General features: G+C 36.9%; 15 protein-coding genes and 1 tRNA gene. 3 read left to right on the top strand and 13 right to left on the bottom strand.

The features are described from left to right. Window positions 1–6 precede the first annotated feature (6 nt). On the top strand, window positions 7–1,377 hold the full coding sequence (locus HND50_09745; GenBank protein ID NOG45505.1) for a hypothetical protein: 1,371 nt from the start codon (window positions 7–9) through the stop codon (window positions 1,375–1,377). Between the two features lie 250 nt (window positions 1,378–1,627). On the opposite strand, the gene HND50_09750 is transcribed toward HND50_09745, so the two are convergent. The 7 genes from HND50_09750 to HND50_09780 form a co-directional block, all read right to left on the bottom strand. Next, window positions 1,628–2,368 carry a succinate dehydrogenase/fumarate reductase iron-sulfur subunit gene (locus tag HND50_09750; protein NOG45506.1) on the bottom strand — a complete coding sequence of 247 codons (741 nt, stop codon included), beginning with the start codon at window positions 2,366–2,368 and terminating at the stop codon, window positions 1,628–1,630. A 24-nt stretch (window positions 2,369–2,392) separates the two neighbouring features. After that, complete coding sequence (locus HND50_09755) at window positions 2,393–4,306, bottom strand: fumarate reductase/succinate dehydrogenase flavoprotein subunit (GenBank protein ID NOG45507.1); 1,914 nt, start codon at window positions 4,304–4,306, stop codon at window positions 2,393–2,395. Beyond that, complete coding sequence (locus HND50_09760; protein NOG45508.1) at window positions 4,303–4,986, bottom strand: succinate dehydrogenase cytochrome b subunit; 684 nt, start codon at window positions 4,984–4,986, stop codon at window positions 4,303–4,305. The genes HND50_09755 and HND50_09760 overlap by 4 nt, the downstream gene beginning before the upstream one ends. A 249-nt stretch (window positions 4,987–5,235) precedes the next feature. Next, window positions 5,236–6,600 carry an adenosylhomocysteinase gene (locus HND50_09765; protein ID NOG45509.1) on the bottom strand — a complete coding sequence of 455 codons (1,365 nt, stop codon included), beginning with the start codon at window positions 6,598–6,600 and terminating at the stop codon, window positions 5,236–5,238. 257 nt (window positions 6,601–6,857) lie between these two features. After that, window positions 6,858–7,178 carry a hypothetical protein gene (locus HND50_09770; protein NOG45510.1) on the bottom strand — a complete coding sequence of 107 codons (321 nt, stop codon included), beginning with the start codon at window positions 7,176–7,178 and terminating at the stop codon, window positions 6,858–6,860. Beyond that, the gene (locus tag HND50_09775) at window positions 7,156–7,917 is read right to left on the bottom strand and encodes an HNH endonuclease (protein NOG45511.1); all 762 of its coding nucleotides are present in this window, start codon (window positions 7,915–7,917) and stop codon (window positions 7,156–7,158) included. The genes HND50_09770 and HND50_09775 overlap by 23 nt, the downstream gene beginning before the upstream one ends. 33 nt (window positions 7,918–7,950) lie before the next feature. Beyond that, on the bottom strand, window positions 7,951–8,067 hold the full coding sequence (locus tag HND50_09780) for a hypothetical protein (GenBank protein ID NOG45512.1): 117 nt from the start codon (window positions 8,065–8,067) through the stop codon (window positions 7,951–7,953). Between the two features lie 160 nt (window positions 8,068–8,227). Between HND50_09780 and HND50_09785 the strand changes: the two genes are divergently transcribed. Next, window positions 8,228–10,198: a LysM peptidoglycan-binding domain-containing protein gene (locus HND50_09785; GenBank protein NOG45513.1), complete on the top strand. Its 1,971-nt coding sequence runs from the start codon at window positions 8,228–8,230 to the stop codon at window positions 10,196–10,198. A gap of 197 nt (window positions 10,199–10,395) precedes the next feature. Here HND50_09785 and HND50_09790 read toward each other — a convergent pair whose 3' ends face one another. From HND50_09790 to HND50_09815, 6 genes are all read right to left on the bottom strand, one after another. Then, a complete protein-coding gene (locus tag HND50_09790; protein NOG45514.1) occupies window positions 10,396–11,610 on the bottom strand; it encodes a cysteine desulfurase-like protein in 1,215 nt (404 codons plus the stop codon). 126 nt (window positions 11,611–11,736) lie between these two features. Further along, the gene (locus HND50_09795; GenBank protein ID NOG45515.1) at window positions 11,737–12,090 is read right to left on the bottom strand and encodes a hypothetical protein; all 354 of its coding nucleotides are present in this window, start codon (window positions 12,088–12,090) and stop codon (window positions 11,737–11,739) included. Continuing rightward, complete coding sequence (locus tag HND50_09800; GenBank protein NOG45516.1) at window positions 12,087–12,332, bottom strand: AbrB/MazE/SpoVT family DNA-binding domain-containing protein; 246 nt, start codon at window positions 12,330–12,332, stop codon at window positions 12,087–12,089. Before HND50_09800 ends, HND50_09795 begins: the two co-directional genes overlap by 4 nt. A gap of 431 nt (window positions 12,333–12,763) precedes the next feature. Then, complete coding sequence (locus HND50_09805) at window positions 12,764–13,006, bottom strand: GIY-YIG nuclease family protein (protein ID NOG45517.1); 243 nt, start codon at window positions 13,004–13,006, stop codon at window positions 12,764–12,766. A 47-nt stretch (window positions 13,007–13,053) separates the two neighbouring features. Then, window positions 13,054–13,127 (bottom strand) — tRNA-Val (locus HND50_09810). Window positions 13,128–13,184: 57 nt separating this feature from the next. Then, entirely contained in the window at window positions 13,185–13,409 is a 225-nt protein-coding gene (locus HND50_09815) for a DUF3098 domain-containing protein (GenBank protein ID NOG45518.1), read from the bottom strand. 156 nt (window positions 13,410–13,565) lie between these two features. Here HND50_09815 and HND50_09820 point away from each other — a divergent pair, with 156 nt between their 5' ends. After that, window positions 13,566–15,509, top strand: coding sequence for a helix-hairpin-helix domain-containing protein (locus HND50_09820; GenBank protein NOG45519.1), 1,944 nt, complete (start codon window positions 13,566–13,568; stop codon window positions 15,507–15,509). The last annotated feature ends 50 nt before the right edge of the window (window positions 15,510–15,559 follow it).

A 15,559-nucleotide genomic window follows, 5' to 3' on the forward strand; every position in this document is an offset into this window, starting at 1 on the left:
TATAAAATGAAACTGACACGATATATTTTAATGCTGACAATTTTTATGATAACCACTGCTTACAGCCAAAGTGCGCAGGAAGGTGTTGAGTTAATTGAAAATGAATCCGGTTTTGGAATCCGCGCAGCCGGAATGGGAAACGCCTACTCAGCAGTAGCGGATGATTATTCGGCTATTTATTGGAATCCTGCGGGATTAGCTCAAATGGAACGCGGTCAGGTTTCAGGCTCATTATATCACGCCACTTTTGATAATAATGCGACATATTTAAATACATCTTTTTCCGATAGCAGGACTTTTACAAAACTAAAAAGCCTTGGTGTTATTTTTCCATTTCCTGTGTACAGAGGAAGTTTTGTAATAGGTTTTGGCTACCAAAAAGTAAATGACTTGGATATGTTTTCAGATTTTGGAGGGTTCTCAGCAAAATCCAATTCTTTTGAAATTTATGATCCTGATACTGAAAAATATTTAACCAGGTTTGATAAAGATTTGCAACAAGATTTCTCTACTTTTAGAGAAGGTGGGATAGATCATTGGTCCTTTGCGGCAGCTATTGATTTATCAGAAAACTTCTCTGCAGGTCTTACCCTTAATTTTTTAGGCGGAAACTCCACTTTTACTCAGGATTATTTTCAAGAAGATTCAAGAAATATGTGGCAAAGTATCCCGGATGATTATTTAGATTATAATCTTCGTCAAAGATTTATTGCTGACTACTCCGGATTTAATGCGAAGCTTGGTGGTCTTTTCCACCTATCTGAAAATTTAAAACTTGGTACAACGATAACATTTCCATATTCAATTACCGTTGATGAAGAATGGTCAAGAAGTTCTGTTTTAAATTTTGATGAGGACGGCGTTTTTAGTGAAGCTTCGGAAAATGGAAATTTTGATTACCTGATTGAAATACCATTTCAGTTTAGCGGTGGTATCAGTTTTACAAATAAATTGTTTACTCTAAGTTCTTCTGTTGAATACAGAGACTGGTCACAATTAAAATATGAAGTGCCTTCAAACAGGGAACTTGATGAAGATTATGATGAACTTTTGCTTGAAAATGGAACAATTCGTGAAGATTACCAGGCTGTTTTAGCTTATTCTTTTGGAGGAGAAATAAAGATCCCTAAGACAGGATTGATGTTGCGGGGAGGTTATAGAAATCTACCAAGCCCTTTAAAGAATGTAAGCAGTGATTACGACAAACAATTTTACAGTGCAGGTTTGGGCTACAAAGTTGATCGCAGAACGGCAATAAATTTTAGTTATACTGAGGGTAGTTACCGCAGAGATTTTGACTATCTTTTTAGTTCGGAATCAACATCTGAAGATATTAAGACAAAAACTATTCTGTTTGGATTGAATTATAATTTCTAATTCTAATGAAGAAACTAACTACAAAACGACTGAAAGGATTATTATGCGAAATTTGAACACACATAAGATCAGCCGCTTTTTAGAACGATTTCAAACAAATCTGGTTTTTAGTATCTTTTTTTATAATTCAATATCCACGCTTTTTTTATAAAATAACAATACTCTCCGCTCCCCCTAAAAAGAAAAACGGATTACTTAAGGTAATCCGTTTTTTTGTTTTCAATGGCTTTTGGGAAATTAAAGGCTCATACTATTTTAAAGCAGCCTTAACATATTCCCGCCTCATCCTGGCAATAGCTGAAATAGAAATTTCTTTCGGGCAAACTGCTTCGCATTCCTGAATATTTGTACAGGCGCCAAACATTTCTTTGTCCATCTGGGCAACCATATTTTCAGCACGCTCTTTGGCTTCAATTTTGCCTTGTGGTAGTAATGCTAATTGAGAAATTTTAGCTCCAACAAAAAGTGAGGCCGATGCATTTGGGCAAGAAGCTACACAAGCACCGCATCCAATACAAGATGCCATGTCCATTGCAATATCTGAATCCTCTTTTGGAACTAAAATCGAGTTTGCTTCAGCAGCACTACCGGTTTTTATAGAGACGTAGCCGCCTTGTGCCATAATCCGATCAAAAGCATTACGGTCTACAACAAGATCTTTTATAACGGGGAAAGCCCGTGCACGCCAAGGTTCAATTGTTATCGTTTCGCCATCATTAAAATGGCGCATGTGCAGCTGGCAAACTGTTGTTGCTCTCTGTTCACCATGGGCAATTCCATTTATTACAACACCACAGGTTCCACAAATTCCTTCGCGGCAATCGCTGTCAAATTCAACAGGATCTTCACCTTTTAGTGTTAGGTCTTCATTTAAAACATCCAGCATTTCCAGAAACGACATTTCGGTTGATACATCTTTAACTATGTACTCAACCATTTTTCCGGAGCTGTCCGCATTTTTTTGACGCCAAATTTTTAAGGTCAAATTTATAAATTTTTCCATACTTCAAGCTCCTTATTTATAGCTGCGCTGAGTCAGTTCGACATTTTCAAAAACTAAATCTTCTTTATGTAAAGCAGGTTTCTTGCCTTCTCCTTTAAATTCCCAAACGGAAGCGTAGGAATATTTTTCATCATCACGTTTGGCTTCACCTTCTTCTGTTTGGCTTTCCAACCGGAAATGACCACCACAAGATTCTGCTCGATTCAGGGCATCTTCAGCCATCAATTCACCAAGCTCCAATAAATCAGCAACGCGCCCGGCCATTTCCAGGTTTTTGTTCAATTCTTCACCTTTTCCCGGTACGCTGACATTTTTCCAGAAATCTTCACGTAATTTTGGGATTTCTTCCAAGGCCTCTTTTAGACTTTGTTCCGTCCGCGCCATACCAACTTTTTCCCACATAATATGACCAAGTTCACGGTGGAAGGTACGGATGGTTTTGTTGCCTTTAATGGCCAGTAATTTTTTATTTTTCTCTTCAACTTCCTTGGCCACGGAATTAAATGAGTCTGTATCTGTTTTCAATTCATCTGACGGAACACCAGCGAGATAATCATTGATAGTAAAAGGTAAAACAAAATATCCATCGGCAAGACCTTGCATTAAAGCAGAGGCCCCAAGACGATTAGCTCCATGATCTGAGAAATTGGCCTCACCTGCAACATATAATCCCGGAATTGTGCTCATCAAATTGTAATCAACCCATAAACCACCCATTGTATAATGCACCGCAGGATAAATACGCATTGGAACTTTGTATGGATCTTCACCGGTTATTTTTTCATACATATCAAACAGGTTGCCGTAGCGTTCGCGGATAACATCTTCGCCAAAGTATTTTATGGAATCTTCAAAATCGAGATAAACCGCTAAGCCTGTTGATCCAACCCCGCGTCCATCATCGCAGGCTTCCTTGGCATTGCGGGATGCTACATCACGTGGAACAAGGTTACCAAAGCTTGGATATTTTCGTTCCAGGAAATAATCGCGCTCCTCTTCAGGAATATCTTTTGCGGCCCGTTTATCGTCCTTCTTTTTCGAAACCCAGATGCGGCCATCGTTACGAAGACTTTCGCTCATCAATGTTAGCTTGGACTGATGATCGCCCGAAACAGGGATACAGGTTGGGTGGATTTGTGTAAAACAAGGGTTTGCAAATCCTGCACCACGCTTATGGCTGCGCCAGGCTGCAGTTGCATTTGAGTTAACGGCGTTTGTGGAAAGATAAAAAACGGTGCCATAACCCCCTGTTGCCAAAACAACCGAGTGGCCGGCATATCGTTCAAGCTCACCGGTTACTAAGTTTCTTACAATAATTCCGCGTGCTTTACCATCTTCAACAACAAGATCAAGCATTTCGCGTCGTTCAAAAAGTTCTACCATACCGGTTTTTACCTGGCGCATTAAAGCGCTGTATGCACCCAGGAGTAATTGCTGACCTGTTTGTCCGCGTGCATAAAAAGTTCGTGAAACCTGCGCTCCCCCAAAAGAGCGGTTGGCAAGGTTACCACCATATTCACGGGCAAAAGGAACCCCTTGTGCGGTCGCCTGATCGATAATGTTGTTTGCAACTTGAGCCAATCTGTAAACATTTGCTTCACGGGAGCGGTAATCGCCACCCTTAATTGTATCATAAAAAAGACGCCAAACATTGTCATTATCATTGGGATAATTTTTTGCTGCGTTAATGCCACCTTGAGCGGCGATACTATGCGCACGCCTTGCGGAGTCCTGGATGCAAAAGGATTTTACATTGTAACCCATCTCGGCCAAAGAAGCTGCGGCAGAAGCGCCGGCAAGACCGGTTCCTACAACAAGAACAGTATATTTACGTTTATTTTTTGGATTAACAAGTTTTATCATTGCTTTGTGATTGTCCCACTTTTCGGTAAGAGGACCATCAGGAATTTTAGAATCTAGTTTCATACGGCACCTCCTACAAAATGGATATAAATCGGGATAGCAACAAAACCAACACTTACTATTACAGCAACAAGAAACCCAACTTTATAAATAAATGGTGTAAACCGCTTTCCATTTAATCCTAAAGATTGAAAGGCGCTCCAGGCTCCATGGCTTAAGTGCGTTCCTAAAAGGATCATCATGACAATATAATAGGCGGTGTTGTAAGGACTGGCATAAAATTCATAAACGGTTTTATACAAATCGCGGATTTGCTGGCCATCCACTGTGGACATATAAACGGTTCCAAACTTAAAATGCCCGATATGCAAAACCAGGAAAATAATAAGTAAAACTCCTGTCCAGATCATCGTTGAGGTTGCAAAGCCTTTTTTGCTTTCCCTGCCGGCAGAATCTGTAACAGCATATTTTACAGGACGGGCTTTGCGGTTTTCTAAAGTAACCTTAATTGCAAAGAATAGGTGAACGAGAAGTGAAGCGGCTAAAATCGCTTCAACAACATAAAGTGCAGCACCTAACCCGGTAAGAAAATGCGCATATTTATTAAAAGGGACAGGATCGGAAAGTAAAAGTGTTGTGTTACCAATAAAATGTCCAACGGCGAACCCGGCCCAGCTTAAACCGGTTATAGCCAGCAACAGCTTTTTGCCAATTGTGGATCGAAATATCTGCGAGATTTGCATATCGCTTTTCTCCGAATGTTGATGTGTTTTTTGAGATTTGTTTATCTATCGGCTATTTGATATAAAACCAAAGGGAATTTACAAACCTCAAAATATATCAGCAAACAATTTTTGTTCGTGTGAAATTTTAATAGAAAGGAAGTGGCAAAAAAAAAGCCCATCGGGTAATCCGACAGGCAAGAATCGTTAAAATAAACCTGAAATAAGTTTTCAAATGGAGGTCACTTTTTACAGGTTGATTTGAGTAACTTAATATTTATAGCTATCTGGTTTAAACGGCCCTTCAATGGGTGTATTAATATAATCAGATTGTTCTTTGGTCATTTTTGTTATTACACCACTAAACCCGGAAACCATTCCTGCAGCAACTTCTTCATCAAGTTTTTTGGGAAGTACTTCAACAGTTATTCTGTCTTTGCTTGGGTCATCAGCAAACTTAGCTTTATAAAGATGCATTTGCGCCAAAACCTGGTTGGCAAAAGATCCATCCATAACACGGGAAGGATGCCCGGTTGCATTGCCAAGATTTACTAAACGGCCTTCAGACAGTAAAATCAGAAAGTCATCTTTATCTTCAGATCTGAAAATCTGGTGAACCTGTGGTTTTACTTCTAGCCAGTTCCAATTTTCTCGCATATAGGCAGTATCAATTTCATTATCGAAATGGCCAATATTACAAACTACTGCACCAGACTTTACGGATTTGAGCATGCTCGCATCACAAACATTTAAATTGCCTGTTGCGGTTACAATTAAATCTAAAGTGGATAGCAAGTGTTTATCTATTCCACTTTCATCCCCTGTGTTAATCCCGTCTTTGTAAGGGGAAACCAATTCAAAACCATCCATACAAGCTTGCATCCCGCAAATAGGATCGATTTCAGCAACTTTTACAATCATACCTTCCTGGCGCAGGCTTTGTGCAGATCCTTTGCCCACATCACCATAGCCAAGAACAAGTGCTTTTTTACCGGCCATCAACATATCCGTACCGCGCTTAATGGCATCATTTAAACTGTGCCGACAGCCATATTTATTATCATTTTTAGATTTTGTTATCGAATCATTCACATTTATTGCCGGAACTTTAAGAGAGCCTTCCTCAACCATTTCCAGCAAACGATGTACGCCCGTTGTTGTCTCCTCACTTATACCGTGAATTTTTTCCAGCATGGCCGGATACTTTTCATGAAGCATGGCCGTTAAATCTCCGCCATCATCCAAAACCATATTAGCATCCCATGGTTTTCCATCTTCTAAAATGGTTTGTTCAATACACCAGAAAAACTCTTCTTCAGTTTCACCTTTCCAGGCAAAAGTGGGGATCCCGGCTGCAACAACAGCAGCAGCAGCATGATCTTGAGTAGAAAAAATATTACAGGATGACCATCTTAGCTCTGCACCTAAATCTACAAGTGTTTCCATTAAAACGGCCGTTTGGATTGTCATATGGATGCAGCCTAAAATTTTGGCGCCTGCCAAAGGTTTTGAATTTTTATATTGTTTTCTCAATGCCATTAATGCAGGCATCTCTTTTTCTGCAAGGGCAATTTCTTTACGTCCAAAATCAGCCAGCGATATATCGGCGATTTTATAATTACTTTCAGCTAACATTCGTTCTCCTAAATATTTATCAAAATTTATAAACGTTTACTTTTCAGTCGTCAAGATTTTCTAAAACTTTTGTCTCAGAAAATGAAAGAACGCAATATAAACGATTTAGAATTCCCAATCGAGGAAAAATATAAAAGCGACCTTTATAAAGTAACCATTTGATTTAGTAGTGAAAGTCATTTTTAAAAGTGTGAGGCTATTTTGGGTTAGGGGTTGGGCCATTCTAATTAGGCGATTAATTCCGTAAAAAGCCAACATTATTGCAAAATAAAACTATTGATAAATGTTTCCACTGATCTTGGATCTGTATGAATTTCATTAGTAAATGAAAAATTTTCAAACTCGTACCATTGATGGTCGAGATCGAAGTCAAATTTATAACGTTCAATCAGTGGTATTTGTACTTTTTTTGGATAAAAGAATTCACCATCAATTAGATGTTTTCGTATTAAACTCGTTGCTGTATCCGGATCAAGATTCGATGGATTATTTAATACTATAAATCCAAATTGTTTATAATTACCCGCATCTCTATATAAATACTCAAATTTTAAATTATTTAACAAAACATTTTTCATAATGATATTCCAATAATTCTGGATCAGGTAAAAACCTTGTAGGAAGAGTAATTTCCTTTCCATCATAATTTAGAAAATATTCCTTTAATACAGAAGTTGGTTTTTTATTTTTTAATTCATTTGAAATTTTAATTTTGTAGTTTGGAGTAATTGAAAGTAAACCAATATCAAATGCTTTATCATGTAGGCTATTTAAGGCCAGTCCATTTCTTGGATTAAGCCTGTTTTTTTTATCCAAACTCCAAGGTTTAATGTGGCTGGCAATAAGTAGGCTAATGCTATCAATTCCTGTAATGCAGCATTTATTGTTGTAAGAGGCAAGCACTGTTTTTCTAAAGAAAGATTGATTAACTCTGGTTTTTATTATTCTTTTTTTATCGATACCTTTAAGCATTCTTTCGTCATCATCCATAAATACAGAGTCTATGTTTTCTTTTTTCATTTCGTAATTTTTTTTTTCACTCTCAAAAGATAGTTCTTCCCAATTATTATTAAATTCATCCCAGATTTCTTTATCTAATTTACTTGTATTTTTAGCGCCTTTGATTCCACGTTTTTTTAGATTTTCATCAAAACTTGCAAAGTTTACCAATTTCCATGCGATCGCAGAAGGAGTACGTTTTAAAATTTGAGATAATCCGATTACTTCTGAAGTCGATTTGTGTAATTTTCCAAAAGGTAGTTTGCAATAAAGATTTATTGTTAAGATGAGTTCTTCCCTTGTCCATGGCTTATTCATATTTTATCAATTCTGCTATTCAAATCAATTCTATCAGTATCTTAAACCTTTTGCCCATAAAGCTTTTCCAAATTGTTGTTCAATTTTGGTTTTACTTCCCTTTATGGCTTGCATATTTTTGCGGCGTTGTTCAGGAGTTAAGACGTCCATGAATGAATATATAAAAAGGAGAATACTCAAACAATTATTTGCAGCAGGTGACTTTGCAAAACCTCAATTTAAGAATAACATATTTTTGTTCGATAATGGGAATAAAGCATTTCAATTAACAATTGATAATTAATAATGAACAATTAAAAACAAAAGTTCTATGATCATTCGAAAAATATTTATTATTACAATACTGGTTTTATCTGGCAACATTTTTAGTAGTGAAATTAACTATTCTTCCAAGAATCTTTTCCCGATGCACAAAGAGCTGGAACCAGCAGTAAGGTTTTGGATTGATGTTTATGGCAAGTATGGAACGAATCAATATATCATTCACGATTCCCGCAAACTTGGTATAGTTTATGAAGTGGCCAAAATCGGCATTCGAAATGGTGGTTACGCGGATGAACCGTTAAGCAAATCACAAAAGAAAACATTAAAAGGGTATGTAAAAAAATATAAGGATATTTTAAAAGCCATTGCTGCCGTTTATCCGGATTCAACCAAGCTGAAACCAGAGCAAAGAAAGATATTAAGGCAATTGACTTCTTTTAAAAGTAAGCAGGATTTTTTGCTGGCATCTCGACGGGTTCGGGCCCAAAAAGGCCAGAAAAACAGGTTTAGGCATGGAATGGAAATATCCGGTCGTTATATGCCTTATCTAAAAAAGATTTTTAAAGAATATAACCTACCTAATGAGCTGACAATTTTACCACATGTGGAATCATCCTTTAATTATAAAGCATATTCAAGTGTTGGAGCGGCCGGTATTTGGCAGTTTACACGCAGCACGGGCAAACAATTTTTAAAAATCTCTTATGAGATTGATGAACGCCTTGATCCGATTTTGGCAACAGAAGCCTCGGCAAAATTATTAAGCCGAAATTTTAAAGGAGTAGGGCACTGGCCATTGGCAATCACTGCTTATAACTCCGGATTAAGCGGAATGAAACGGGCTGTAAGAAAGCTAAAAACAACAGACATCAACACAATTGTGAAGAAATATAAAAGCCGCTATTTCAAGTTCGCATCACGAAATTTTTATGCGGAATTTTTAGCTGCCTTGCATGTGGTACAAAATTATCAGAAATATTTTGGAATAATACAATTTGAATTACCCATTAAATACAAGGAGCTTCAACTTCCACAGTATTTAAAATACAGCTCGTTATCCCGCTTTTTGGAAATGGATAAAAATCAATTCCGAACATATAATCCGGCATTACGGCCTTCTATTTTTAATAACTCAAAATATATTCCAAAAGGATACAGGTTGCGTTTGCCGGCAAGTATTTCGACAGATTCTCTTTTGGCAGCAATTCCAAAGGCAGCATATTTGGCCAGCCAAAAAAGAAGTGAGTATTATCGTATCCGCTATGGTGATACGCTTGACAGAATTGCCCGAAAGTTTGGCACATCTGTAAATCAGCTTCTTGCGATAAATAATATTTCTAATCCTCACTTTATCCGACGAGGAATGACGATTCGAATTCCTGATAAAAAAAGGCAAAAGCCACTTTTAGCATCAATCGAACCAAAGGTTGAGCTTGCCCATGTGGATTTGTTTAGGGTCCCGGACCCAGAAAAAAAGTCAACTTTAGATATTCAATTTTTCGATACGGGTTATGGTTGGTTGGATTCAAACATGACAGAGCCAAAAATCACTTATGCAAATAGTAAAGACAGTGCTGATTTGGAGATTGAATTTATTAAAAAGGAAAACCCGGCCATTGGTTACATACGTGTTGAACCTGAGGAAACTTTGGGTCATTATGCGGAATGGCTGCAGGTTAGGACACAGCAGATTCGTAACTGGAATAGTTTATCTTTCCAAAGCCCGATAGGTCTCGATCAAAAAATTAAGATAGTGTTTAATAAAATATCTGCGGATGATTTTAATCGGATTCGACTTGAATATCATCGTGGGATTGAAGAAGATTTTTTTACTTATTATGAGATAACAGATACGCTAACTCATACGGTTAAAAATGGTGATAATATCTGGTATCTTAGTAACTATGAATACAATTTACCCTATTGGCTAATTGTAGATTTTAACAAAGACATTGATTTTGGTGCTTTGAAAGTTGGGGATAAACTGGTAATCCCGGCAATTAAATCCAAAAGCTAATTGAGAGGACGTTTTAAACCTTGTTTGGCGATAGCCAAAGAGTGAATTTTCTGTTGGAGCGTGATAATTCTAAAAATTGGTATTGACCGTTTGCGACTTAAAATTCACAAAAGACTTTTGATACTTTTAGTCTTTTTAAAAGTATGTTCTGAATGTTTTTTTCGTTTTTATATTAGGAAAAGAAAATAACCTGATATTTATAATGATGCGACTGACCGTATCAAACGTTCCACCTCTTCCTCAGTTGTATAACATGCACAGCCAGCCCGAACTAATCCTGCCTCAGATAATCCCAACCTTTCCACAACTGTTGTGGCATAAAAATCACCATGCGAGGTAAATATGCCATTTTCAACCAGCTTCTTTGTGATTTCTTCAGATGAATAATTATTAACAGTAAAAGCTATTGTACTGGTTCTTGGAGAACCCGGAGAAGGTCCATAAAGCTTTACACCATTTATTGCTGACAAACCGTTCCACAGTTTTGCTAGTAAAAGATTACCACGAATCTCTAATTCAGTAAAAGCATTTACAAGTTTCTCCCTGGTGGAATTTCCTTCGGCCAAAGAAGCCAGGAAATTTACGGCGGCGGCAGCTCCCATAATACCTTCAAAATTAGGTGTTCCTGTTTCGGCATTATACGGTGCAGCATCATAAGCTGGTACCAATTTTGGGAAATTCGTTTTTTGCAGGAGTTCATGTCTTCCAAATAAAACACCGGCATGAGGACCATAGAACTTGTATGGAGAGCATGCTAAAAAATCGCATTTAAATTCCTGAACGTCAATTAAATGATGAGCGGCATAGTGAACAGCATCAACAAAAACCAATGCACCAACATCATGGGAAAGTTGGCTAATTTTTTTAATATCATTTATTGTTCCCAATGCATTTGATGCAGCACCCATTGCTACAATTTTTGTTTTTGAAGAGAGTTTGTTTTTAAAATCTGCTATATCCAGCTTTCCGTTTGCAAGATTAAATTTTACTGATTTAATCACTGCGCCAACTTCTGTTTCAAGTTGTTTCCACGGATCAACATTTGCGTGGTGGTCAAGATCAGTAACAATTATTTCATCACCCACTTTTAGGTTTCCACCCAATGCACGAGAAAGATGATAAGTCAGGGTTGTCATGTTGGCACCAAAAACGACCTCATTCGGATCAGAATTAAAAAAGGCAGCAAATGTTTGCCGGGCAGATTTCACCAAATCGGTAGTTTCCTCGCTTGTGGGGTAAGCCCACGCCGAGTTTCCGTTGTGATTAAACAGGTAATCAGTTACAGCTTCTGCTACTCGTGTTGGCACCTGTGTTCCGCCTGGACCATCAAAATAGGCAATCGGAAAACTATTGTGTGTTCTTTTTAGCGCTGGGAAATTGGATCTGATTTGTTCGATTGATTTTATTTTCATAATTCACTCATTCATTTGTTATTAAGACGGGGAAAGAAAAGATAAGTAATTTACATAAAAAAACCCGGACAAAGTTATCCGGGTTTAGTTGAAATGTAAGTTTAGTATTTTTTTGTAAATATGGGATTAGTTGTTAAGAATGGCCATCAATCGTCCCAATACTTCATTGAGGATACGTTTGGGTGCTCTTTCTAATAATTCCGCACGGCGTGATTCCCAGTCCAATGTTTTTACTTGGTGTGATAGAATTTCTCCTTGAACCTTATGTCCATTCGGTATTGTAACATTAAAAGGGTTTTCCCTAATAGTACTAGTAATGGGACACACAAGGACTAATCCTGTTGTTACATTGAATTCAGAGGCTGATATGACTAATGCAGGTCTCCTCTTATCAATTTCGACCCCCGCACTAGGCATAAAATCCAATAGTATAAAATGTCCGCGCTCAGGTGTGTATGTGGATTTTGTGTTTATTGTCATTCAACAATCTCTTTCCCTACATCAGAACCCCAATCAACTTCCTGACCCCGCTCGTTATCTGGAAATCCTGCTAACAAGTCACTCAAATTATATTTTGGAATCCTGTTCGGGGTTACAACCAAGCTATCTTGTTCTAGTTTAAACTCAACCTGTGTTCCTTTGCCCATTTTAAGAGCATCAGCAATACCTTTAGGTATGCGTACTGCCAGACTGTTGCCACTTTCAAATATGGTCTGTGACATAATTTTATACTTTCTAGTTTGTGATTTATCTTCGGAAGAAGTATATATAATGTATATACATTTCTCTGTGATAAAAATCACATTCGTCCATTTCTACCCCACGCTTTAGATTCTGGTACAACAGTAACTAATACTGATCTTCCAAATCAGGCATCGCCCAATTAGCAACTCCTTTGACGGGAGAAGTAAATCTTAGGATGTTTTTCAACACTCCTCAAGGTTTTTTAAGTAATGTAAAATTTCAGTCATTTTTACACAATTCCACTTGCCCCATATTTGTCCCCAACCAAGTAACCCCATTAAATCCATTTGGAACCTTTTGGGAGAAATAAAAAAACCTGTCAAGTGTTGATATGACAGGCTTTATGGGTGTGGGCGGTACTGGATTCGAACCAGTGACCCTCCCGATTCTATCGGGATGCTCAAACCAGCTATAGGTCTAAGTTCTTAATCAAATATGTAGGATTTTTGAACCCTTTCAACCTTTTTTCAAAAGACATAGCTTCAGTTCTGGTTTCAAACTCTTTTGAGAACATCAACTCCCATGGACCTTTGCCACTTGTATATTTATTACGGTTTTGGTTATGGCGTTTTATTCGATCATCTAAATTATTAGTATGACCAATGTAAAAAGAATCATTTCGAGAAGAGTAAATTACGTAAGTCCAATACATAGTTGTTTTAAAATAAAAAACCCAGAGGTATTTCCCTGGGTTTAATGTGGGCGGTACAAGATTCGAACTTGTGACCCCCTGCTTGTAAGGCAGGTGCTCTAACCAGCTGAGCTAACCGCCCCCCTCAATTTTTTGAAGACTCTAAATATACATCTCTCAAATTATTTTTTCAAGATGTTTATTCTTTATTTTTTGCCAAAATAGATATTGGAATAATAACAAGATATGCAATAACCAAAATAATAGGTGCCAAAGTACGTGACAAAAAGCCATTTACGGGAGGTTGCGCCATTAAAACAAAACCAATGATTATTGTAATAATGCCTGCTGTTAATATATACAGGTTGCGTTTACCAAAAGTAAAGCTTTGAACCGGGGCTTGGGTTTTTGCAGTTTTAGCCATGTTTTTCCTTTATATATTTTGGGGATGACTGGTTAAAAGATGACAGCCAATATAAAATTCACTTCACTGTAAATCAAATGTAATCTGTGTTTGTTTAGGCATTTTTTGTAGAAAAATTTTTCTCCGTTACGCTAAATTTTGTATAATCAAACAGTTATGTTTCAAATAAAAAATATGAACAATAAAAATCTTTTTTTTCTCCTTATATTCTTCTTCTTGTTTTTTGTTCAACCTGTTTTTGCACAGTCTGACAGTCTGTTGAATTTGATTAATGATTTGTCTGAAAATGAAACCTATCTTGATGATTTACTTCTCGATTTATCTGAAAACCCTGTAAACATTAATACCGCCACGCGCAGTGATTTGCTGGAAATCCCTTTAATTACAAATGAAATGGCTGACAGTATTGTTATTTTAAGGCAAAGACTTGGACGTTTTAAAAGTAAACGGCAAATACGTAAAATTATAACGGCTGAAGTTTATGGCTTAATAAAAGAGTTTATAACAATCTCAGAAAAACACAAAAGTAAAATAAAAATTACACAAAGAAACAGTCTTAGACTTGAACGGATTAATGAAATTGAATCGGAACAATATTTGGGAAGTATACTGAATAATTATAGCAGGATTAAATATCAACACAGCCCGGAATTATCATTTGGATTTATTGCCCAAAAAGATCCTGATGAATCTAATTATATTGATCATCTTAATTTTGCGGCTCAATATAAAAAAGCAAAATGGAATTTAATTGCCGGTGATTATTATCTACAATTTGGGCAAGGGCTTTCCCATTCCAACCCTTATGGTAACCAAAAAAGCATTTACCTTTCTGCTGTTTTCAGAGAAGCCACAATTGTTGCACGCCCAAACCTAACCAGTTCTGAATCAACGGGGAAGTATGGCCTGTTTGGACGCTATCATTTAAACGATAAAACTGACTTATTTTCATTTTATTCAAAAAGTGGGCGTGATGTAAAGCAGGAACATAATTCAATTACAGGTTTTAAATATGACGGGTTGCACCGAAATTCAAGAGAAATTGAGTCCAAGGATTTGATACATGAAAAAAGTTTTGGAGCAGGGCTAAATTATAGTTTCAATAACTCAATAAAGATTGGAGCACTTTACAGCCAATATGCTTTTGATAAAACCATACAAAATAACTTTGCAGTTTTAGGAGCTAAAAAACGTCGGCAAATTTTTGCCTTCGAAGGAAATGGGTTCAATCAATTAGCGTTTAGTTATAATTGGAAAGTTGAAAACGTAAAATTTAGCGGGGAGTTTAGTCAGGCCAATAAAGGTGGTCCAGGTTGGGTTCAATCTGCATTTTATACAAAAGAGAAATTTAGAGCCGGTGTAAAATATTGGCGTCTTGCAAAAGATTTCCTTTCAGCTGATGGTAGGGCTTTTGATGATTCTAATCCCTTTCCGCAAGGTGTTACAGGGTATTTTGCAGCACTCCAATTTAAGATAATTGAATCGATTTCATTTGGTGCTTTTAAATTATATGAACAACAACTGTGGCGTAGCTATTTTGAACCAATGCCAACAGAAAAGAATGAATGGCTTGGACAACTCGATTGGAAAAATAAGACAATTTCAACAACAATCAGATATAGAGATAAGCAAGCAGAATCTTTTGAAGAAGTTAAAAATATTTATACGCGGCTTGAGCAGAATCAGAAATTTATACGTCTTGAATTAAAATACAGCCCAACAAAAATAGTAAAATTGAAAACACGCTGGGAACATACTTTTATTGAAAACTCAAAAGAACGAGGGACACTTTTTTATCAGGATTTCGAGTACAAATTTTTTGAAGATATACAATTTAACACTCGGTTTACTTTTTTTAATACAACCTCTTTTGATTCCCGGCTTTATGAATATGAACGTGACCTACCCGGAAGTTTTTCAAATATTGCTTTATTTAACAATGGCCTAAAAAGTTATTTGCTGGTAAAATGGAAAATGAATAACAATTTTTCGTTTTGGATTAAAGGGCGCTATGTGACAAAATATGAGACCTCACTACGAGGAGAAATTAATCAGGCAATTAGCCGGGATTTGCGAATGCAGGCAGTTGTTTCTTTCTAAGTTGTTATGATGCATAAAAAAAATGTCATTCCTGTGAGCTATAAACAGGA

Source organism: Calditrichota bacterium, assembly GCA_013112635.1.
Lineage (GTDB): Bacteria > Calditrichota > Calditrichia > Calditrichales > J004 > JABFGF01.